19 protein-coding genes are annotated in these 19,471 nt (G+C 60.7%); 11 read left to right on the forward strand and 8 right to left on the reverse strand.

Features of this window, described 5'->3' with window-relative positions:
* Positions 1 to 7: 7 nt before the first annotated feature.
* Both mshL (AC1RTP_RS19925) and AC1RTP_RS19930 read right to left on the reverse strand, forming a co-directional pair.
* Positions 8 to 1,810 carry a pilus (MSHA type) biogenesis protein MshL gene (gene mshL, locus AC1RTP_RS19925; RefSeq protein ID WP_498609789.1) on the reverse strand — a complete coding sequence of 601 codons (1,803 nt, stop codon included), beginning with the start codon at positions 1,808 to 1,810 and terminating at the stop codon, positions 8 to 10.
* Entirely contained in the window at positions 1,807 to 2,691 is an 885-nt protein-coding gene (locus tag AC1RTP_RS19930) for an ExeA family protein (RefSeq protein WP_498609791.1), read from the reverse strand. Before AC1RTP_RS19930 ends, mshL (AC1RTP_RS19925) begins: the two co-directional genes overlap by 4 nt.
* 180 nt (positions 2,692 to 2,871) lie before the next feature.
* On the opposite strand from AC1RTP_RS19930, the gene AC1RTP_RS19935 reads away from it, so the two are divergent.
* The 4 genes from AC1RTP_RS19935 to AC1RTP_RS19950 are packed head-to-tail and all read left to right on the forward strand — an operon-like array spanning position 2,872 to position 6,889.
* Positions 2,872 to 4,578, forward strand: coding sequence for a GspE/PulE family protein (locus tag AC1RTP_RS19935; RefSeq protein ID WP_498609793.1), 1,707 nt, complete (start codon positions 2,872 to 2,874; stop codon positions 4,576 to 4,578).
* Position 4,579: 1 nt separating this feature from the next.
* Entirely contained in the window at positions 4,580 to 5,809 is a 1,230-nt protein-coding gene (locus tag AC1RTP_RS19940; protein ID WP_498609795.1) for a type II secretion system F family protein, read from the forward strand.
* Between the two features lie 5 nt (positions 5,810 to 5,814).
* On the forward strand, positions 5,815 to 6,345 hold the full coding sequence (locus tag AC1RTP_RS19945; protein WP_498609797.1) for a hypothetical protein: 531 nt from the start codon (positions 5,815 to 5,817) through the stop codon (positions 6,343 to 6,345).
* A 34-nt stretch (positions 6,346 to 6,379) separates the two neighbouring features.
* Positions 6,380 to 6,889 (forward strand): type II secretion system protein, encoded by a 510-nt coding sequence (locus tag AC1RTP_RS19950; RefSeq protein WP_498609798.1) that lies wholly within the window; start codon positions 6,380 to 6,382, stop codon positions 6,887 to 6,889.
* Positions 6,890 to 6,936: 47 nt separating this feature from the next.
* Here AC1RTP_RS19950 and AC1RTP_RS19955 read toward each other — a convergent pair whose 3' ends face one another.
* The 5 genes from AC1RTP_RS19955 to AC1RTP_RS19975 are packed head-to-tail and all read right to left on the reverse strand — an operon-like array spanning position 6,937 to position 11,734.
* A complete protein-coding gene (locus AC1RTP_RS19955; protein ID WP_498609800.1) occupies positions 6,937 to 7,425 on the reverse strand; it encodes an MSHA biogenesis protein MshP in 489 nt (162 codons plus the stop codon).
* Positions 7,422 to 8,315 carry a PulJ/GspJ family protein gene (locus tag AC1RTP_RS19960; protein WP_498609801.1) on the reverse strand — a complete coding sequence of 298 codons (894 nt, stop codon included), beginning with the start codon at positions 8,313 to 8,315 and terminating at the stop codon, positions 7,422 to 7,424. Before AC1RTP_RS19960 ends, AC1RTP_RS19955 begins: the two co-directional genes overlap by 4 nt.
* On the reverse strand, positions 8,312 to 8,785 hold the full coding sequence (locus AC1RTP_RS19965) for a prepilin-type N-terminal cleavage/methylation domain-containing protein (RefSeq protein WP_498609803.1): 474 nt from the start codon (positions 8,783 to 8,785) through the stop codon (positions 8,312 to 8,314). Before AC1RTP_RS19965 ends, AC1RTP_RS19960 begins: the two co-directional genes overlap by 4 nt.
* Positions 8,775 to 9,254 (reverse strand): pilus assembly FimT family protein, encoded by a 480-nt coding sequence (locus AC1RTP_RS19970; RefSeq protein WP_498609805.1) that lies wholly within the window; start codon positions 9,252 to 9,254, stop codon positions 8,775 to 8,777. Before AC1RTP_RS19970 ends, AC1RTP_RS19965 begins: the two co-directional genes overlap by 11 nt.
* Positions 9,251 to 11,734, reverse strand: coding sequence for a DUF6701 domain-containing protein (locus AC1RTP_RS19975; protein ID WP_498609806.1), 2,484 nt, complete (start codon positions 11,732 to 11,734; stop codon positions 9,251 to 9,253). Before AC1RTP_RS19975 ends, AC1RTP_RS19970 begins: the two co-directional genes overlap by 4 nt.
* Before the next feature lie 206 nt (positions 11,735 to 11,940).
* Here AC1RTP_RS19975 and pilM point away from each other — a divergent pair, with 206 nt between their 5' ends.
* The 7 genes from pilM to AC1RTP_RS20010 are packed head-to-tail and all read left to right on the forward strand — an operon-like array spanning position 11,941 to position 18,471.
* On the forward strand, positions 11,941 to 12,843 hold the full coding sequence (gene pilM / locus AC1RTP_RS19980) for a type IV pilus biogenesis protein PilM (RefSeq protein ID WP_498609808.1): 903 nt from the start codon (positions 11,941 to 11,943) through the stop codon (positions 12,841 to 12,843).
* Complete coding sequence (locus AC1RTP_RS19985) at positions 12,840 to 13,532, forward strand: MSHA biogenesis protein MshI (protein WP_498609810.1); 693 nt, start codon at positions 12,840 to 12,842, stop codon at positions 13,530 to 13,532. Before pilM ends, AC1RTP_RS19985 begins: the two co-directional genes overlap by 4 nt.
* Entirely contained in the window at positions 13,529 to 14,227 is a 699-nt protein-coding gene (locus AC1RTP_RS19990) for a hypothetical protein (protein WP_498609811.1), read from the forward strand. The genes AC1RTP_RS19985 and AC1RTP_RS19990 overlap by 4 nt, the downstream gene beginning before the upstream one ends.
* Entirely contained in the window at positions 14,224 to 14,583 is a 360-nt protein-coding gene (locus AC1RTP_RS19995) for an MSHA biogenesis protein MshK (RefSeq protein ID WP_498609813.1), read from the forward strand. The genes AC1RTP_RS19990 and AC1RTP_RS19995 overlap by 4 nt, the downstream gene beginning before the upstream one ends.
* An 8-nt stretch (positions 14,584 to 14,591) precedes the next feature.
* The gene (mshL, locus tag AC1RTP_RS20000) at positions 14,592 to 16,376 is read left to right on the forward strand and encodes a pilus (MSHA type) biogenesis protein MshL (protein WP_498609815.1); all 1,785 of its coding nucleotides are present in this window, start codon (positions 14,592 to 14,594) and stop codon (positions 16,374 to 16,376) included.
* Positions 16,376 to 17,296 carry an ExeA family protein gene (locus AC1RTP_RS20005; RefSeq protein ID WP_498609817.1) on the forward strand — a complete coding sequence of 307 codons (921 nt, stop codon included), beginning with the start codon at positions 16,376 to 16,378 and terminating at the stop codon, positions 17,294 to 17,296. The genes mshL (AC1RTP_RS20000) and AC1RTP_RS20005 overlap by 1 nt, the downstream gene beginning before the upstream one ends.
* A complete protein-coding gene (locus tag AC1RTP_RS20010) occupies positions 17,293 to 18,471 on the forward strand; it encodes a tetratricopeptide repeat protein (protein ID WP_498609818.1) in 1,179 nt (392 codons plus the stop codon). Before AC1RTP_RS20005 ends, AC1RTP_RS20010 begins: the two co-directional genes overlap by 4 nt.
* Here AC1RTP_RS20010 and AC1RTP_RS20015 read toward each other — a convergent pair.
* Entirely contained in the window at positions 18,468 to 19,460 is a 993-nt protein-coding gene (locus tag AC1RTP_RS20015) for an HD-GYP domain-containing protein (RefSeq protein ID WP_498609820.1), read from the reverse strand. The two genes, AC1RTP_RS20010 and AC1RTP_RS20015, sit on opposite strands and share 4 nt — an antisense overlap.
* Positions 19,461 to 19,471: the final 11 nt, after the last annotated feature.

The raw sequence follows: 19,471 nt of genomic DNA on the forward strand, positions 1-19,471 counted from the left end.
AGCAGGCTCATAGACCCTCCGCTGGCCGCGAGGGCATGAGGTAGCGGTAGTCGCGGTAATCGCCCGCCAGGCTTGCATCTTTAACGACCACAGGACGCAGGAAAATCACCAGCTCTGTCTTGCTGGCTGTCTCGTTACGGTAGGAGAACAGGCTACCGAGGATCGGCACGGAACCAAGTACCGGTATGGCGTCCTTCTTGTTATCGACCGAATCCTGCATCAAACCGCCCATCACGGCCACCTGGCCGCTCTGTACCTTGAGGATGGATTCCATTTCGCGCGCCTGGATCACGGGGACCTTACTGATCACATTCTGCTTGCGCAGCTCCGGATTCGGGTCCTCAACGTAGTCGACGATGCGCGTAATGGTTGGCCGCACGTTCAGCGTGACCTCGTCCTCGGCGGAAATCTGCGGAGTGACGCTCATGACAAAGCCGACTGGAACCGTTTCGACCTTGGATTCATACGTAGCCGGTGTAGCGATAGTGCCGGTCGCGGTCAGTACGGCGGGCGTCACCTTGAGCGTAAAGAAGATGCTGTTGTCGACCACCTTCAGCAAAGCCGTCTGGTTATTGAGAACGCTGATCTTCGGGCTACTCAGCACCTTCACTTTACCGAACGATTCCAGCAATTGGATCGTGGCGTTGATATTGCCGAACCTCGTAGTCGGATTCGCGTAATCGAAAATGAAGAAACCGGGCGAACTGAGTGGCACCACGCCAGACGCCAATGCGGCCGTCCCCACCTGTCCTTGCCCCAGCTTGCTGTTGCCATTGATGCGCGACCAGTTTATGCCTTGCTGATACTGGTCGCTGAGTTTTACCTCAATGATGGTGGCTTCGATCATCACCTGCCGTTTAGCGGTGGACATCACGATGTCGAGGAATTCCTGCACCTTCTGGTGCTGTCGGCCCGTCGCGCGCACCGATAGCAAACCGCCCTCGGGATTGGCGATGACCGAGGGTGAACCGCGCGATTGCGCCGACCCGGTGCTGAATGCGGTACCCGCGGCGGCGCCACCGGCAGGAGTGCGAGTTTGCGTAGCTGTAGCCTGTGCGCCGGGATAACTGGTATCGCTTCCGCTGCCTGAACCGGTCTGCATTTGCTGCAGCATCGCATTGGCCTGCTCGCGCATCTGTGCCAGCGGATCAGTGATCGGGTCGTTCAGTGTGGTAGGCCGCAGCATGTCGCGGACATTTTTCTCGAGGCTGTACCAGAAATTGTTGTCCGAGCGGTTGGCCACGGAGGTGGTCGAGTTGTTGTTGCCGCCACTGGCAAGCGAGGCGCCCACCGGATTGGATGTGCCATTGCCCGCGCCCGATCCGCCGGTGGTGGAAATCTGCGTCGCGATGCTTACGCTGCTGTTCGTGCTGCGGGCGATGTTGACGTAGTCGATCTTATAGTGGTTCCAGTACGGCAGGTCTGGCAGCACCAGCAGGTTATTGCCATGCAGCTCGTAACGCATGTCGACCTGCTTGCCGATCCGCTCCAGCAACTGCGGCAAAGTCTGGTCGAGCGCATTCAGTGTAACGATACCTTCGACGGAGGGATGCACGTCCACATTGAGGCCGGCGTCACGCGCTAGCGCAAACAGAACTGACTGCACCGGAACGCGGTGCACTGAAACACTATAGGTTTCCTGCCGCGCGGCAGGGCGCGGCGCCGGCAAGGCGGCACTTTGCTTCACCGGCTCAGGAATTGCGCCGGCGACCGGCTCAGGCTCGGCCACATGCGAGGGCGATAAAGGGAGCTTTGGCGCGGCGCAGGCGACAAGCAGGACACACGACAGGAAAGCCGCCAGGTTCTTCATGTTGTTCGCCGCCTGAAGCAAGTTGCCAGGAGTCTATCGAAGGCGATCATACTGCGATTGCCCAGGATTGCTGCGCACGAATAGCGGCTGTCTTCGATGGCTTGCCGCACATGGTACGAACTAACGAATGGCAAATCGTCTGAGAAGGCCGCCATCAGCGATTTGTCGGCCAGCACATTGATGCGGCGGACGATACCTTGCGAACTGCGCGAAATCAGCTTGACCGCGCCATGGCTGAACAATTCGGGCCCCTGGTAGCCGGCCGCGCGCAAGCGGTGGGACAGGAAGTAGGGGATCTGGTCGCGCGGCATTGGGGGGACGTTGAAGCTGTGCGTGATGCGTTCGCGAAGCTGGCGCATGCGCGGCAGCGAAAGATGCTGGTCCAGTTCCGGCTGCCCGAACAAAACTATTTGCAGCAGTTTGCTGCGGGCCGTTTCCAGGTTGGTCAGAAGCCGCACTTCTTCCAGCGTTTCAAGCGGCATGGCCTGGGCTTCCTCAACCAGGAGCACGACGCGGCGGCTGGCAGAGTGGCGTGCGATGAGCTCACAGTGCAGTGCCCGCAGAACTTCATCAGCGCGGCGGCCGGATGTGTCGAGGCCCAGCTCAGCGGCTATGGCGTGCAGCACTTCCTGTGGGCCCAGGGTTGGATTGACGAGGTAGAGCACATCCACGCCGCGCGGCAGGCGCGCTTCCAGCATGCGGCACAGCATGGTCTTGCCGCAGCCAACCTCGCCGGTCACTTTGACGATGCCTTCGCCAAGGGTGACAGCGTAGAGCAGGGCGGACAGGATCTCCCCGCGCGTATTCCCGCTGTAGAAAAAAGCGGGGTTCGGCGTAATGCCGAAAGGGGCCTCTTGCAGGCCAAAATGTTGCTGGTACATGGCGGCGTGCAGGCATTGGTTGGGTTGGAAACGGCCCTGCAATTGGACCACGTATCGCGAGAATTCGTCGCCCGTGAGCCACGCCCGGCGGTTGTGGTGAATCTACTAACTAGATTTGCTATACGTGCACGATTCGTTCGCATACAATGCCAACGACTATTTGTGATCGGGGAAGCGTGTATGACGAGGCCGGAAAAGGTTCGTTTAGGTGAGATCCTGGTGCAGCAAAAGCTGCTGTCGGAAGAACAGTTGGGCATGGCGCTGGCGGAGCAAAAACGCAGCGGCCGCAAACTGGGGCGGGTGTTCGTTGAACACGGCTTTGTCACCGAAGAACAGATTTCCGGCGCACTGGCGCGCCAGCTGAACATCCCCTACATCAACCTCAAGTTCTACCAGATCAATACGGACCTGGTGCGGCTGTTGCCCGAAACGCAGGCGCGCCGTTTCCGCGCACTGGTGCTGGAAGACCGTAAGGGCACCATGCTGGTCGGCCTTTCCGATCCGACCGACCTGTTTGCGTACGACGAAATTTCCCGCCTGCTGAAGCAAACCATCGAGCTGGCTGTGGTCAATGAGACCGAAGTGCTGGCCGCCATCGACCGCATCTACCGCCGGACGGAAGATATTTCCGGCCTGGCGCGCGAGCTGGAACAGGAGATGGGCGAGGGCTCGGTAGACTTTGGCGCACTGGCCGCTGCCAGTCCTGGGCTGGAAGAAGCGCCGGTGGTCAAGCTGCTGCAATCGCTGTTCGACGACGCGGCCCAGGTTCGCGCATCGGACATCCACATCGAGCCGCAGGAAGGCCGCCTGCAAATCCGTTTCCGCATCGACGGGGTGCTTCACTTGCAAACGGAAGCCGACATCAAGATTGCGCCCGCGCTGGCACTGCGCCTGAAGCTGATGTCGGACCTGGACATTTCCGAGAAGCGCTTGCCGCAAGACGGTCGTTTTGCCGTCCGCGTGAAAAATGCCCGCATCGACGTCCGTATCTCGACCATGCCGACCCAGTACGGCGAATCGATCGTCATGCGTTTGCTGAACCAGAGCGGCATGACCCTGCGCCTGGACGCCATCGGCATGCCCAAACCGGTGCTGGACAAATTCCGCGCCATCGTCGCGCGCCCGAACGGCCTGGTGCTGGTAACCGGGCCGACCGGTAGCGGCAAGACCACCACGCTGTACTGCGCGCTGGCCGAGCTGAATTCGATGGAGAAGAAGCTGATCACCGTTGAAGACCCGGTTGAGTACCGCCTGGCCGGCATCAACCAGGTTCAGGTAAACGAAAAGATTGAATTGGATTTCGCTCGCGTGCTGCGTTCCGCATTGCGCCAGGACCCGGACATCGTGCTGGTCGGCGAGATGCGCGACCAGGAAACCGCTTCCATCGGTCTGCGCGCCGCAATGACCGGTCACCTGGTGCTCTCGACCCTGCACACCAACGATGCGGCCAGCACCCCGCTGCGCCTGATGGACATGGGCGTACCGCGCTATATGGTTGGCAGCTCGCTGCAAGCCGTGCTGGCGCAGCGCCTGCTGCGCGTCATTTGCGAGTCCTGCACCACGCCATATGAATTATCGCCGAACGAGCATGAATGGCTAAGCCTTGAACTGAAGGACAAGGTCGACATGGGCCGCTACTTCCACGGCAAGGGCTGCTCGCATTGCAATGGCTTGGGCTACCGTGGCCGTACCGGCGTGTACGAGTTGCTGGAAATGACCCAGTCCGTGGTGGATGCCGCCAATGACGTCGATCCGGCGGTCTTCCTGAAAGCCGCCGCGCAGCAGATGGACGGCCAGACCTTGCGCCGCCACGCGGTGCAACTGGTGGTCCAGGGCCGCACGACCGTGGCGGAAGCCATGCGCATCAGCAACCAGTTAGAGGATTGACGTGCCGCTGTTCGCCTACAAAGGCCGCAATGCACGCGGCGAAATGATGCAAGGGGTGCTGGAGGCAGCCGACAGCGGCGCTGTCGCGGACCAGTTGTTCAGCACCGGCGTCACTCCGATCGAAATAAACGTCACCAAAGCGGTCGCCAAGACCAATGAAGACAGCCTGTGGGAGCGCCTGACCGAGAAGAAGGTCAACTCGATGGACGTGCAGCTGTTTAGCCGCCAGATGTACACGCTGCTGAAATCCGGCGTGCCGATCATGCGCGGGCTGGCCGGCTTGCAGGAATCGGCGATCAGCAAGTCCTTCGGGCGGGTGATCAAGGATTTGCGCGAATCGCTTGACTCGGGCCGCGAGCTGTCTGCGTCGATGCGCCGGCATCCGGACGTGTTCTCGGCTTTCTACCTGTCGATGGTGCGAGTGGGCGAGATGACCGGCCGGCTTGAGGAAGTGTTCCTGCGCCTGTTCGAGCACATGGAATTCGACCGCGACATGCGCGAGCGCGTGAAGACCGCGTTGCGCTATCCGACCTTCGTCGTGATCGCTATGCTGATCGCGATGGTGGTGGTGAACATATTCGTGATTCCGGCCTTTGCCAAGGTGTTCGCCAGCTTTAATGCGGAGCTGCCACTCATGACCCGCATTCTGCTGGCCAGTTCGGACTTCATGCTGAATTACTGGGGCTTGCTGCTGGTTGCTGCGCTGGGAGCCTTCTTCGGCTTCCGCTCGTGGATCAAGACGGTGAAGGGGCGCTACGAGTGGGATCGCATCAAGCTGCGCATCCCGATTGCGGGCAAGATCATCCACAAAGCCACCATGGCCCGTTTTGCCCGTAGTTTCTCACTGTCTGCCCGGAGCGGGGTGCCGATCGTTCAGGCGCTGACCGTGGTTTCGCAGACAGTCGATAACGCCTTCCTGACGTCGCGCATCGAGCAGATGCGGGACGGCGTGGAGCGCGGCGAGTCGATCCTGCGTACGGCTGTTACTGCGGCGGTGTTCACGCCCGTGGTGCTGCAAATGATTGCCGTTGGCGAAGAATCCGGCTCGCTCGACGACCTGATGGACGAAATCGCCCAGATGTATGAGCGTGAGGTCGATTACGAACTGAAGACCCTGGCTGCGCAGATCGAGCCGATCCTGATTACCTTCCTTGGCGTAATGGTGCTGGTGCTTGCATTGGGCATCTTCCTGCCGATCTGGGACCTGGGCAAGGCTGCATTGAAGCGATGAGGATTGTGTCCCGCAAGCCAAATAATGTAGCTTTGGCGCAACGCCGCCGGCAGCATGGCGCGGGATATTTCGAGTTTGCGGTTGTGGCAATTATCTTCGCGATCCTGTGTGGGGTTTTGCTGCAAAAGCTGAACTTTTATCAACTGGAAGCAGAGCGGATAGCTGTGCAGCAAGTGGTGACGAGCTTGCGTGCGGCCCTTGCGACCAAGGCAGCGTCGTTGTATTTAAAGGGTAAGGAGACAGAAATGCTTGCCTTGGCCCGGCAGAATCCAATGGACTTGCTGGAGCCTCCGCCGCAAAATTACGCGGGCGAGTTTTCCGGCCAGGATGTTGGCTCGGTGGAGGCAGGGCAGTGGTATTTCGATCGCCCCACAGCAACCTTGTCATATCTGTTAAATAAGCGTAGTTTTTTTGGAGGAAGCGGCGCGAAACGCTTGAATTTCAAGGTAAAATTTGCGCAGCACCCCTCAAATATCACCAATATCCACGAGGGGCCGGGGCCCGGCGGTGTGACCCTGGAACAAATCGATGACTAAAACCGCGACACCAAAAGTATCTGGAGAAAGCTTAATGAAACCGTTCCAATCCCCTAAGCAGTCTGGTTTTACCCTGATCGAACTGATCGTCGTAATGGTTATTCTCGGCATCCTGGCCGCGACGGCCCTGCCTAAATTTATTGACCTTGGTTCCGATGCCCGTATCGCCAGCTTGAACGGTGCAAAAGGCGCCATCAGCAGCGCCAGCGCGATGATGCATGGTAAGTGGCTGGCCGGCGGTTCCAGCGCCCCGACGCTCACGGTTGAAGGCACAACGGTGCAGATGGACACCGCAGGCTACATGAAGTCCAGCGACGCCACCAACCTGGCAGCAATTTCCGGCCTGAACCCGACTGATTACACGATGGTGGCGCCAGGCGCGACCCAGACCGCTAATCTTCCGGGAACGACCGCTGACGAAGTTGCGTTTGTTCCGGCCAGCGTTGCCAGCAACCCTAAGGGCCTGACCTGCCATGTCAAGTATTCGCACACCCTGAACAGCACCACTTTCCCGACGGTGACTGTCACATCGAGCCAGTGCTAATCTGATTCGACGAGAAGAAACCAGGCTTCGGCCTGGTTTTTTTTCGTCTAGCAGGCGGCCCCGGTCGGCGTGCCGCTTTTGTCGTTGAGCGAGCAAGCAGTTACGACGCGGCGGCGCTCCGTGTATTCCAGCGTCTGCACGAATGCCGGATTGGGACATACAGTTGAATTGCAGGCCGTCGCTTCAATGTTATAGATGGTCTTCGACTGCGGCAGCATGGCGCCTGGACTGGCGGGATCTTCAAACTGTCCTTCACGTACGACAAAGCTTGTGCAAACGACCGTCACGCGGAATCCATTCTGCGAAATCAGGTCCAGCGTCGTTGTCGTGCAATTGCCGCCATTGAGGGCGCGGTACAAACCCCACTCGGTGCCGGCGCGCGCAGCCTGTAAGGCGCGCGACGACAGCACATCCTGCACAAGGCCGCTTTGCTGGGTGTTGGTCAGGCGCGCCGCCGAAATCCCCAGCATCGCCAGGATGACCAGAATGACGATTGCCGCAATGTAGCCGAAGCCTTGTTGGTGTCTGCTCGTCATGGGACGTTTTCCACGTGAACGCCAAACGTGAGGCGGACGATTTCATTTTCTTCCTGCAGGGTGAGATCCACCTCTGCGTAACCGCTTTCCTGGGTTGCGCCAGGATTCGGGTCATAACGGAATGTGCACGCAGCCACGTGGGTCGCCACGATGGGAGATGCGTTCGTCACCGCAGGGCAATTAGCGAGAGTGTTGAAGCCAAGCCCGGAAACGCGGTAGAGCGTGCCATTGCCGGTGCCTTTCGCATCGACTCCCGGCTGGTCGCAAACATAGGCAACCACGCCTTGTGTGGAAGGGACGACGAAGAAGCGATTGCCGTCATATCCAGCGGGGACTGGCATTGCGGCGCTGAGTGCAATGCGGGCCTGTCCCAGGCTTGCGTTCGGCAGAACTGCTGCGGCACCGCCTGAATACTGGCCATGGTTGGCAGCGCTGTAGACATCCGTTGTGCTCTGGTTGCCGATCAGGATCCAGTCGCCCACTGCAGGAGTAGCCAGCGGCGTGAAGACATCGAACACTTGTACCGAAAATCCCGCCTGCGCCGACTGCGAAACGTTGGTGGGGCTTGCCGAAGCGTCCCACGATACGTCCGGTGCAGCGCGGAAGCGGCCGCCCGCGGAAGTCGGCACCATGCCGATGCACTGGTTGCTTGGGCTTGTCATAGGCGGCGCCAGCAAGCGCACCGACATCGGGACAGACACGCGCACATCGCGCGAGACCAGGCGCATGGCGCCTTCCGCTGCATCGGTGAGTTGCGCACGGCGTGCGCCGGCGAAGTAGTTGTTAATGGTCGGCGTGAGGAATGTGGTCAGTATGCCCGCAAGTACGCCGACGATGACCATGACGACGATCAGCTCGACCAGCGTAAATCCTCGCGCTGCGCGCCTCATGGTTGCCCCTTGCCGAAGTTCGTGCGCCAGCCTTTAATCGTGTGCGAGTCTCCGCCTTTTTTAACCGTGACGGTGACGAGATAGGTGTCCGCAGCGGCAATGCCGCCGGTGAGCATTGCGCCGCTGGCATTGGCGACGGTGACGGAAACGGTGTATCCGGCAGGGCCCGGCGTGCCGGTAATGTCGCAGACCGGCTGATTTGTATAGTTGTTGTAGTCCGATACCTCGTTGAATGCGGAGCGGTTGCAGCCTGTCGCCGCCGTTGGACCATCGCCCTTGAATGGCTTTTGCAGCACTTCCTCCAGCATCCCGTCAGCGATGGCAGCCATTTGTTTGCTGGCCATCGGCGAGGTGCTGAAGATAGCGGTGCGGGACAGGACGGTGAGCACGCCAGCCAGGCCAACCGAAATAATCACCATGGCGATGACCATTTCCACCATGGTGAAACCGCACCGGGACTTATTCCACATGGCCGGTGCTCCCATCGATGCGAATCGGCGCCACACCGCCGGAAATCCCGATACTGCCTGCGACAATCACGTTCCCGGCGCCATCTGTGATCTCCCCGTTGGGCTGGAAGAGCAGCGCCGGCTGTGCTGCGTTGACCAGGGCCCCGCTTGCAAGAACGGCGTTGTCCTGGCTGTCGTAATTGCCGCCGCCCAGGCTGGTGAGGACCTGGTCGCAGCCGGGGCCTGAGAGGCCGGTGTTGATGGTCAGCCGGACTTTGTTAGTTGTAATGGTGGCGCAAACCAGGTGGCGGTGACTGAGGGCGGATTTCTGCGCATGGTGCAATGCGCTGAGCACCTCATTGCGGTACGCCGCCGCGGCGAAATCCGAGGTCTGGGTGATGCGCGGGATCGCAAAAGCGGCGAGTATGCCGATGATCGCCATCACAGTGACCAGTTCCACCATCGTGTAGCCGTAAGGAGCGCGCTTCAATTGAAGCTCTCCCGGACGTGGATAGTGGCTTTGTTTTCAGGGCTGGTGGCGCCGAAATTTGCGGTGGCGGCGGGGTCCTGGTCCCAGGTGGCGCTGCAGGAGCCGTAGCGCGAACGCAGCCACGGAATCGTGCCGCCAGTGCTGGCTGGGTGCGCGGCCAGGCAGGACTGGTCGGCGGTCGTTGCACCGAGGTTTGCTGCCATTCGCACCGCGCCAACCGCTGCGGCGCCGCTGCTGGTGGGGTGGGCCAGCGAAAAGGTTCCAACGCCGTTTGTGATTTTGATCGTGCCTTTGGCGGATACGCCCACCAGGCTCGTGCTCAATGCGATGGCCGATGGCTGAAGGACCGTGTAGTTGTCGTTCTGATTGAGGATCCATGAATTGCCGGTCCAGTATTCAGTGCGAACGCTGATCGGCAGGTCGCGGCCGGAACTGCCGAAGGCATTGCTCATGCGCAGGCGGCCGGTACGGATCTGGATCTTTGCTTCGTCAGGCGACGCCGAAGTGGCGCCGTCTGACTGGGCGCGCACATAGATCCAGGTTGGCTTCACGGGCAATTTGGTCTGGTCGAAAGTGTAGGCAGGGCTGCCGACTACAGCGCCGTCGATGACGGCGCCTGTTGTGGCGTCGATAGGGTCGACCAGCTTTTCCCTGATGATCATCAGCGGCGACACTGCGCCTGGTCCGGGATTGGCGGTGGCCGGGTCCGGCGGCACGCCCCAGGCTGTAAAGGTCATGTCCTGCTGTGTGTTATCGATGAAGTTGTAGTTTTGCGTCAGCTTGTCGCCGAGGTTGTAGCCTTCGACCTTTACCGCAAACGGCTGGCCGGAATACGCCCAGTCATGCGCGGGATCGAGCAGCTTGGTCTTGAAGTGATGCGGGCGGAAGCGGCCAAAGGCGCCGGTGCAGGCCGGGCTGGCCGCAGTGTTGGAACTGCCTTCGATGTTGACCGCCAGGCCGAGAAAGAGTTTGTTGGTGGCGGTGACGTCCATCGTGCCTGCTTCGGTCCAGGAACTGTCTACATTCGCCACGCCGTTGACGAAGCTGACCAGCGGTGCATTGAACACGCCATCGTAGCCTGGCTCCGGCAGGCAGCGATCGCTGGTAAGTACGGCGCTTGCGGCGATGGCTTCGCGGCCGTAGTTCGGCGTCAGAGCACCGGCATTATTCAGCGCAGTGACGCGGACTTTGAATACGTCGCCGGCCGCGATGGTGGTTGGCGGTGCGGTAAGCGAGGCGACCGAGAAGCTCTTGGGATAGGCAATGAAGCTTGCGCTGCCGCTCATGCTGGCGGTTGCGTAGCTTGCCGCGAGCTGGACCTTGCCGGCATCGGCGTAGCTCAGGGTGAACTGTCCTTTGCCGGCGGAATCGAAGGCGATATTGATGGCCTGTGTGCTGCCGCCGCAAGTGAGCGAAATAGAGCTGCCGCCGCTTTGCAGTACGACCGGGCGGCTGCCGGCCGGCGAACTGGAGGACGGGTCGACATAGGCGCAGCTGAATGTCACTGGCTTGGTGCCGGAGAAGGCGGGGGCGCAGGTGTCCGAGCCTTGCGCCTTGGCGACCGCTTCAAAGTCGATCAGCTGGCTGGTGGCAGATACGTGATTCGGAATACTGAAGTTGAAACCGGAGTCGTTGTAAGTGAACTGGCAGCTGGTCGAGGTGCCATCCCAGCATGTCGTTCCACTCGAAGTGGTGCTGAATTTAACCGCCTTGGTGCCTGCAAAGGGAACCATGACCGTTGCGTTGGTCTGGCCTGCCGCAATTGTGAATGGATAGCTGGCGATCGTGGTCGCCGGCGAGCCGGTGGTCGTCATGAGCAGCGTGCCACTGGCTCCGGTGGAGGTGGTCGGGCAGGTGCCGCCGCTGCTGGCACCGGAGCAGGCCCATACCGTGACTTCGGCAGGCGCGCAAGTGAGTCCGGTCCCTTCATGTTCCACGAGGAAATGATCAAGCGCGCTTGGTGGCGTCACCTGATGGCAGTAGTAATTGGTGTTGGAGTATGAGCAGTCGCCGGTGATGCTGCTGTTCTTGCCGACCTTCAGCGTGTTCTTGGTGAACACGTCGCCATCGATCAGCGAATCCTTATTGATCGTGATGCTGTCGCCGGAATTGAGGTCGCCATGGAAGATGGTGTTCTTGGCGAAGGTCATGCTGCCGGTGGACTTGATGTCCATGTAGGCGTTCATATCCTTGGCGAAGGTCACCGTGCCTTTGACGTCAAGCAGCAGCGGCGAACCTTTGGGGATGATGAAATTCTTCTGGGCGGAAAAGTCGCCATTGACGTGCACCGTCAACGGGGCTGTGATGACGATGTATGCGTCGTTGGAAAAACTCATCGCCGGGCAGTTGTATTCGCCGGCTGCAATCAGGGTGCAATTGAAGCCAGGACCGGTCAAATTAGCCGGCCAGCTATAGCTTTGCGCGTGCGCAAAAGAGGCGGCACACCACAGGAAAATGGCGAGGATTGCGCGGGAAATCATTCCCAATAAGACCATGTGGAAACAGAATGTGTCAAGACCGTAACACCCCGAAAGAAATAAATTGATAATTGGTGAAAATTTAGTAAAAGTGTAATGTAATCTTGAATATAATCAATCATCTACGTCGCGAAGCTCGCGTAACGTTTTCCTTTTAGATTGGTGGCATGCGTTTTTTCTCTAAGGCAAGAAAAAAAGAAGGCATCCTAGTGACGTCCTTCCATGCAGATGGGATCTGCGTGGCGCGCGTCGAGCGGCAGCCTGCCGCCAAACCAATCGTCAAATTTTCGGCATTCCATCCGGTTACGCCAAGCCTGGCGGCTGAAGCGCTGGCACGCGCCGCACGTGAGGCGCAGGCTGCGGGCTATGTCGGCTCGACGCTGCTGGCAGGCGGCGAATACCAGCTGCTGCAGGTGGAAGCGCCGAATGTGCCGCAAGAGGAGCTGAAGACCGCGGTGCGCTGGCGCCTGAAAGATATGCTGGACTTCCACGTCGACGACGCCACGATCGATGTGCTGGATATCCCGCTCGACAAGAATGCCGGCAACCGTACGCATTCAATGTTCGCCATTGCTTCGCGCAATAGCCTGATCCAGTCGCGCCAGGATTTGTTCGCCGAGGCGCAAGCGCCGTTGTCGGTGATAGATATTCCTGAAATGGCGCAGCGGAATATCTCGGCGCTGATGGAGCCTGAGGGCCGCGGCCTGGCCATGCTTTCTTTCGACGCGGCGGGCGGCCTGCTGACTGTCAGCTACAACAAGGAGCTGTACCTGGCGCGCCACTTGGACGTGACGCTGGCGATGCTGCAGGAGCAGGACGTTGAGCGCCGCCATGCTTCGTTCGACAAGATCGCGCTTGAGCTTCAGCGCTCGCTGGACCACTTCGATCGCCAATACTCGTTCATCAGCATTTCGCGCTTGATGTTGGCGCCGACGGGCGTGCCATCGTTGCAGGATTTCCTGTCGGCGCAGATGTACATGCCGGTGGAGTCGTTCGGCCTGGCCGACGTGTTCGACCTGTCCGAGGCGCCCGACTTGCAATTGCCGGAGCAGCAGGTACGCCAGTTCCTTACCCTTGGTGCAGCCTTGCGCCTTGAGGAGCTTGTGCTGTGAGCCAGCAAATCAATCTTTTCAATCCGATCTTCCTCAAGCAGAAGAAGATTTTCACCGCTGTGCACATGGTGCAGACGCTGGGCCTGGTGGCCGCCGGCGCACTGCTGCTGGCCGCGTATGGCGCGGTGAAGACTTCACAGCTGGCGCGGCATGCTATGGCCGGCAAGGCTGCGGTAAGCGCGGCCGAAGCACGACTGGCAAGCGTCAGCGCTGAATTCCCGCCGCGCCAAAAGAGCAAGGAGCTGGAGGCCCAGGTGGTGCGCGTGCAAAGCGAGGTGCAATCCCTGCGCGAAGTGCAGGCGGTGCTGGAGCGCGGTGAGCTGGGAAATACGGCCGGCTATTCGGAATACTGGCGGGCGTTTGCGCGCCAAAGCGTGCATGGCGTATGGTTGACCGGCGTGTCCGTCGTCGGCGCCGGCAAGGAAATCGGGCTTGAGGGCAGGGCGTTGCAGCCGGAACTCGTGCCGGGCTATATCCAGCGCCTTACGCGCGAGGCGGTCCTGCAAGGAAAGACGTTTGGCAGTTTGGAGATTTCGCGGCCGGGAGCACCTGCCGGTGTGCAAGCGCCGGCGGCGCCGGGCAGTGCTGTGGTCTCGGCGGGAACGGGGGCTGCTGGCGCCGTGGGCGCGCCGTTCGTTGAATTCCGCCTGGCGACACAGTCTGCACAGGCAAAGGAGGCCGCTAAATGAGGGCGCAATGGGCCAGGTTAAGCAGCCGTATTGACGCCATGACTTTGCGCGAGCGCATTGCTATCTTCGTCGCCACGGTGGCCGCGGTGCTGTTCGTGATTAATGCGCTTGTTCTGGACCCTCTGTTCGCGCGCAACCGCATGCTGGCGGACCAGATCCGGCAACAGAATATGCAGGTGGAGGCGGCAAATGCCGGTATCGAGGCGCAGATGGCCGCCTTTAACGCCAACCCGGATGCGCCAGCGCAGAAGCAACTGGCCGATTTGAATCGCGATGCGGCTGCAATGGCCGGCAAGCTGCGCGCCATGCAGCATGGACTGGTCGCTCCTGAGAAGATGGGGCAGCTTCTGCAGCAGTTGTTGCGCTCGAATGGCAAGGTGAAGCTTTTGTCGCTGCGCACCTTGCCGGTGACTGGCATGGGCGGAACGGGCAGTGCCAGCAGCATGAGCAACGCAGGCAGTAACGCCGATGCGAAGCCTGCGACGGCGCAGCGCGAGCTATTGTACCGTCATGGCGTGGAAGTCGTTCTGCAAGGCGGCTACCTGGACATGCTCGATTACATGGAAGCGTTGGAAGGCTCACCGCAGCAAGTGTTCTGGGGCCGCGCACAGCTCGACGCGCACGAGTACCCAAACTCCACCCTGATCTTGACGCTGTACACCCTTGGCCTTGACGAGAAATGGATGACGTTATGAGCGTACGCATTCTTGCAGCCATGCTGGCTTTGCCGCTCAGCGCCTCAGCTCAGACTCGCGCTGCGCTTACCGACCCGACCCGCCCACCGCCGGAGGCGCTGCAACTGCAGTCCCCTGGCGCAGTGCCTGCCGCACCTAGCGGCCCGCGCAAGCCGGTGCTGCAATCGGTCCTGGTCGGAAAAGGCCATGAGGGACGCGAAGTCGCGGTGATCGACGGCGAGGTAGTGCGCAAAGGCCAGATATTCCATGGCGCGGTGCTGGAGGAGGTAGGGAACAACGTCGCCGTGCTCCGTCGCGGCAACAAGACCGAAACATTGATTTTATTTCCCCTCGCGGCGGGCAGCCGCAAGAAGTGAGAACAAGAATGAGAAACTTCCTTAAGCTGGCCAGTGTGCTTTCCGTGACTGCAAGCCTGGCGGCATGCAGCATGAACGCGCCGCGCGGCACCTATAACAAAATCAACGAGGAAATGGCGGCTGTTACCAAGTCGTCTACGGGCACGGCGGCGCAGCCCGATGCGGTGGCGAATGCGCTGCTGCCGCCGGTCAGTTCCCTGGCGAACTCCCTGCCGCAGGCGCGTGCGGTGATCGAGGAACGTTTCAATGTGGCTTTCAATAATGTGCCGGCCCAGCAGTTCTTTGTATCGCTGGCATCGGGAACGCGCTACAACATGCTGGTGCACCCTGAAGTGGCGGGCAATATCACCGCCAACCTGCGTGATGTGACGATGGTGGAGGCGCTGGATGCGGTGCGTGAGCTGTATGGCTACGACTACCGCATCGAGGGAACCCGCATCTACATCCGTCCGCTGACGATCCAGTCGCGCATGTTCCAGGTGAACTACCTGACGGCGCAGCGTCTGGGTATGTCGAATTTGCGCGTGAGTTCCACCTCGGTGGCGGATGTCTCCAACAACGGCAACAACAGCAATAACAGCAACGGCAACAACGGTGGTAACGGCAATAACAACAACCAGCAGAACAACAACCAGGACAACAACCAGGGCAACAATGGCCAGGGCGGCCGGCTGCGCGATGCAAGCAATGTGATGACGCGCACGGAGTCGGATTTCTGGAAAGAGCTGAAGCTCTCGCTCGAGACCCTGGTGGGCGGCAAGGAGGGCGGACGCTCGGTTGTCATCAGCCCGCAGTCCGGCGTAATCGTGGTGCGCGGCATGCCTGATGAATTGCGAGCGGTGGATCGCTACCTGCGCGCGACGCAGCTGTCGGTTGAGCGCCAGGTGATCCTGGAGGCCAAGATTCTTGAAGTGGAGCTGAACTCCGGCTTCCAGTCGGGCATCAACTGGTCCGCTTTCGGCACCGGCAAAAACCATGGAATTACAGGCGGCGTGGTGCAGCCGGGTACTGGCTTGGGGACTCTGCAAACGACGGATCCGATCGGCAACGCTGTCACCGGCCTGGTGTCGAGCACCGGCAGGAATATCGTCACCGCAACCGAAGCGGCGGGGACCTTGTTCGGCCTGGCCTTCCAGACCAGCAATTTCGCGGCGCTGATTTCCTTCCTGGAGTCGCAGGGCACGGTGCATGTGCTGTCCAGTCCTCGTATCACGGCGACCAATAACCAGAAGGCCGTGCTGAAGATCGGTACCGATGAGTTCTTCGTGACCGGCGTGAGCACGACCACCAACACCAATGCGGCGGGCAATGGCACCGTGTCGCCGAACGTGACCCTGCAGCCGTTCTTCTCAGGCGTGGTGCTGGACGTGACGCCGCAGATTGATGAACACGGCAATATCCTGATGCACGTGCATCCGTCGGTAAGCCAGGTTTCGACAGTCAACAAATCAGTGAACCTGGGCACTGCCCTCGGTGCGCTGAACTTGCCGTTGGCGTCGTCCACTACGTCGGAATTCGATAGCATGGTGCGCGGCCAGGATGGCAAGGTGGTTGCAATCGGCGGCTTGATGCGCCAGGCGACGACCAGCGACCGCTCGGGCGTGCCGGGCGTAGGCAGCTTGCCGGTGATCGGTAACCTGTTCAGCAATCGCCAGGAAGTGATGCAGAAGCGCGAGCTGGTGGTGCTGATCAAGCCTACCGTGATCGAGGGCGACTCGAGCTGGGGCGAAGACTTGCTGAACGCGGAACGCCGCATCAAGGATCTCGATCCCGCCCGCCGGGGAGGACGCTGATGTACGGGCAGCATTTCGGCCTGCGCGAGCTGCCATTCGGGATCACGCCCGATACTTCATATTTTTTTACCAGCGCCCATTCGCAGGAGGCGCTGAATACGCTGCTGGTTGCTGCGCGCAGCGGTGAGGGCTTCATCAAGATCACCGGCGAGGTGGGGACGGGAAAGACGCTGTTGTGCCGCAAATTCCTGGCCACGGTAGGAGAGGGCTTTGTCACGGCCTATATCCCTAATCCCTATCTTGAGCCGCGCACTTTGATGCTGGCCCTGGCAGATGAGCTGGAAGTTCCGCTGGAGCGCGACGTTGATCAGCACCAGATGCTGAAATCGATCACGAATAAGCTGCTGGAACTTGCGGGCGAAGGCAAGCAGGTGATCTTGTGCCTGGACGAGGCTCAGGCGATTCCGATCGAGAGCCTGGAGGCTCTGCGCCTGCTGACCAATCTCGAGACTGAAAAACGTAAACTGCTGCAGATCGTGCTGTTTGGCCAGCCGGAATTGAATCGTCACCTGGAGGTGGATTCGATTCGCCAGCTGGCCCAGCGCATCACTTTCCATTACCACATGGGCGCCTTGTCGCGCGATGACCTGGACTTTTACCTGGCCCATCGCTTGCGGGTGGCTGGTTTCACCGGCTCGCGCTTGTTCACTCAGGCTGCGGTGAAGCGGCTGTTCGCTGCGAGCAAGGGCATTCCTCGGCTGGTGAATATCGTTGCGCATAAGTCCCTGATGCTGGCGTATGGCGAGGGGCGGCAGCAGGTGGATAAGAAACATGTGGTGATGGCGGCGAAGGATACGGTCGGCAATGCGGCCACCGGCGCCCGCGCGCGCCGTCACGCTGGCGTGGGCTGGCCCTGGCTGGTTGCCGCTGCCGGCGTGCTGATGGCGGCGGGCAGTGTGGCTTGGGCGGTTTTGAAATGAGCCTGATTAATAAAATGCTGCAGGACCTGGATGCGCGTGGCGCGGATGGCACGCGGGCCGATGCGTCTTCGCTGGTGCGCCCGGTGGGCTATGGCGGACGTGGAGGGTTGCCGCCGTCTGCGTTGATAGGGTTGGGCGTGCTGGCGTTGGTGTTGTTGGGCGGGGGCGGGTTCGCGGCCTGGAAGTTTTTCCGGGTCGGTGCGCAGCCTGTTTCGGCGCCGGCTGCTTCTCATGCGCCGCAAGCTGCTCCAACACCGCAGCTTGCCCAGCAGAATGGGCCGGTTGCTGCTGCGACTGCCGATGAGGGGCCGGCCGTTGTGCAGGGAGATATTGCGCCCGAAGCGCACCGCGCTGCCGGCGAACAGTTGGCTCGCAAAATGGAAGAACGTAACGCTGCCGCCCGTCTCGCGGCAACGGCAGCCGGCACCGCCGACGTGGGCGCGTCCGCGGATGCAGCCCCGGCGCAAGACGTTCGCACGGCAAAGCAGCTGAAGAAAGAGCGTGTGGCGGCTACGCGTTCGGCCAAAGCAGGTTCGGCGCGAGCGAAAGTCGCGGCGACGGCGCAGGGGCCGCAGGCGGTGGCGACTGAGGCAAGCGAAGCGGGGCTGAACGCGCAGCAAAAGGCGGAGAATGAGTATCGCCGTGCGCTGGTGAAGCTGCAGGATGCCCGGATTGTCGAGGCGATTGCGAGCCTGGAGCAATCGGTGGCCATCTATCCCCGCCATGAGGCCGCTCGGCAAACCCTGGTTGGCCTGCTGCTGGAAGCCGGCCGCACGCAGGAAGCGACCCGTCACCTGATTTTTGCGACCAGCCTTGATCCGCGCCAGGTCAATATGGCAATGCTTCTGGCGCGCCTGCAATTGGAAAACGGAGGCAATGCGCTGGAGACTCTCCAGCGCAGCCTGCCATACGCCGAATCGAACGCCGACTTCCACGCAATGATGGCCGGTGTCCTGCAGCGCGCAAGCCACAACAAAGAAGCCGTTGACCACTACCAGGCCGCAGTGCGCCTGCAGCCGGATAATGGCGTATGGTGGATGGGCATGGGCATTTCGCTGCAAGCCGACAAACGCAATGCCGAAGCCAAAATCGCGTTCCAGCGCGCGAAAGACACGGGCCGGCTGTCGCCCGAACTACAAACCTTCGTCGAGCGTCGCCTGCAGCAGCTTGATTAAAGCGCGGCCTGCGCGCCCCAGATCTGCTTCATGCTGAAGCGCAGGTCCGCCTGGTCCTCGGAGAGGGCCTCGAGGATCGAGCATGCCGGCTGGTCCGTGCGGCGATGCGTGGCTGCGGGAGGTAAAGCCTTGCCTTCCGCATCGCGCATGCAGTGCACTTCCAGCACGCCGTCGCCACTGTCGCGCGCCGTCACCACGCCAAGTTCACCATTCTCCAGCCGCACCAGCACGCCGGGCGGGAATTTGCCAACCTGGCGGTGGAATTGCGCTTCCAGGAGCGGATCGGCCGGATGCAAAGGGTCATGCAGCAGCTTGTCCAGTGCTTCGTTGGGAAGCATCGAACAACGGTAATTGCGCGCCGAAACGCGGGCGCAATAGCGGTCGGCCAGGCTTAAGAGCCGCGCGTTCTGCGTGATCTGCTCGCGGGTCATGCCAGCCGGGTAGCCTGTGCCGTCGTCGTTCTCATGGTGCATCAACACGCAGGAAATCCATTCTTCGTCTTCGACGCCTGCATACTTCAGCAGTTCGGCACTGTCTTCCGGATGGCGGCGCACGATGGCCATTTCTTCGCTGGACAATTTGCCGGGCTTGTTCTGGAAACTATCGTGGTGGCGGATCATGCCCACGTTCATGGTCAGCGCCGCCGCCGTCAGCGAGATCACCTCGTCCGCGGCTTTGTCCAGGCCGCGCGCCACCAGCGCCACCACGATGGCGGTCTCGATGCAATGGCGTACAGCGTAGGTGCCGGCGATCTGGCTCAGGAAAAGGCAAGCCAGCGCAACGTCCGGATTCAGTTCAACGGCGCGCACCACTTCGCGCGCGATATTGCGCAAATCCGCATTGGCATTGCGCTCGTTGCGCAAATCCCCCAGCAGCTTTTCCAGGCGCTTGTTGGCCAGGTTGAGTTCATGCAGCACGGAAGGCGGCGGCTCAAGCCGCGAGCCGCCTTCGGTGCCAAGGTCCTGTAAGCCGTTGAGGTACTGGTTCATGGTGAATCCCC

The organism is Pseudoduganella sp. GW821-FHT11H04 (genome assembly GCF_058807935.1).

Excerpts from the sequence above, each read along its gene's own strand:
- mshL (WP_498609789.1), bottom strand. The coding sequence starts at position 1,810 with ATGAAGAACCTGGCGGCTTTCCTGTCGTGTGTCCTGCTTGTCGCCTGC.
- AC1RTP_RS19930 (WP_498609791.1), bottom strand. The coding sequence starts at position 2,691 with ATGTACCAGCAACATTTTGGCCTGCAAGAGGCCCCTTTCGGCATTACG.
- AC1RTP_RS19935 (WP_498609793.1), top strand. The coding sequence starts at position 2,872 with ATGACGAGGCCGGAAAAGGTTCGTTTAGGTGAGATCCTGGTGCAGCAA.
- AC1RTP_RS19950 (WP_498609798.1), top strand. The coding sequence starts at position 6,380 with ATGAAACCGTTCCAATCCCCTAAGCAGTCTGGTTTTACCCTGATCGAA.
- AC1RTP_RS19955 (WP_498609800.1), bottom strand. The coding sequence starts at position 7,425 with ATGACGAGCAGACACCAACAAGGCTTCGGCTACATTGCGGCAATCGTC.
- AC1RTP_RS19960 (WP_498609801.1), bottom strand. The coding sequence starts at position 8,315 with ATGAGGCGCGCAGCGCGAGGATTTACGCTGGTCGAGCTGATCGTCGTC.
- AC1RTP_RS19965 (WP_498609803.1), bottom strand. The coding sequence starts at position 8,785 with ATGTGGAATAAGTCCCGGTGCGGTTTCACCATGGTGGAAATGGTCATC.
- AC1RTP_RS19975 (WP_498609806.1), bottom strand. The coding sequence starts at position 11,734 with ATGATTTCCCGCGCAATCCTCGCCATTTTCCTGTGGTGTGCCGCCTCT.
- AC1RTP_RS19990 (WP_498609811.1), top strand. The coding sequence starts at position 13,529 with ATGAGGGCGCAATGGGCCAGGTTAAGCAGCCGTATTGACGCCATGACT.
- AC1RTP_RS19995 (WP_498609813.1), top strand. The coding sequence starts at position 14,224 with ATGAGCGTACGCATTCTTGCAGCCATGCTGGCTTTGCCGCTCAGCGCC.
- mshL (WP_498609815.1), top strand. The coding sequence starts at position 14,592 with ATGAGAAACTTCCTTAAGCTGGCCAGTGTGCTTTCCGTGACTGCAAGC.
- AC1RTP_RS20005 (WP_498609817.1), top strand. The coding sequence starts at position 16,376 with ATGTACGGGCAGCATTTCGGCCTGCGCGAGCTGCCATTCGGGATCACG.
- AC1RTP_RS20010 (WP_498609818.1), top strand. The coding sequence starts at position 17,293 with ATGAGCCTGATTAATAAAATGCTGCAGGACCTGGATGCGCGTGGCGCG.
- AC1RTP_RS20015 (WP_498609820.1), bottom strand. The coding sequence starts at position 19,460 with ATGAACCAGTACCTCAACGGCTTACAGGACCTTGGCACCGAAGGCGGC.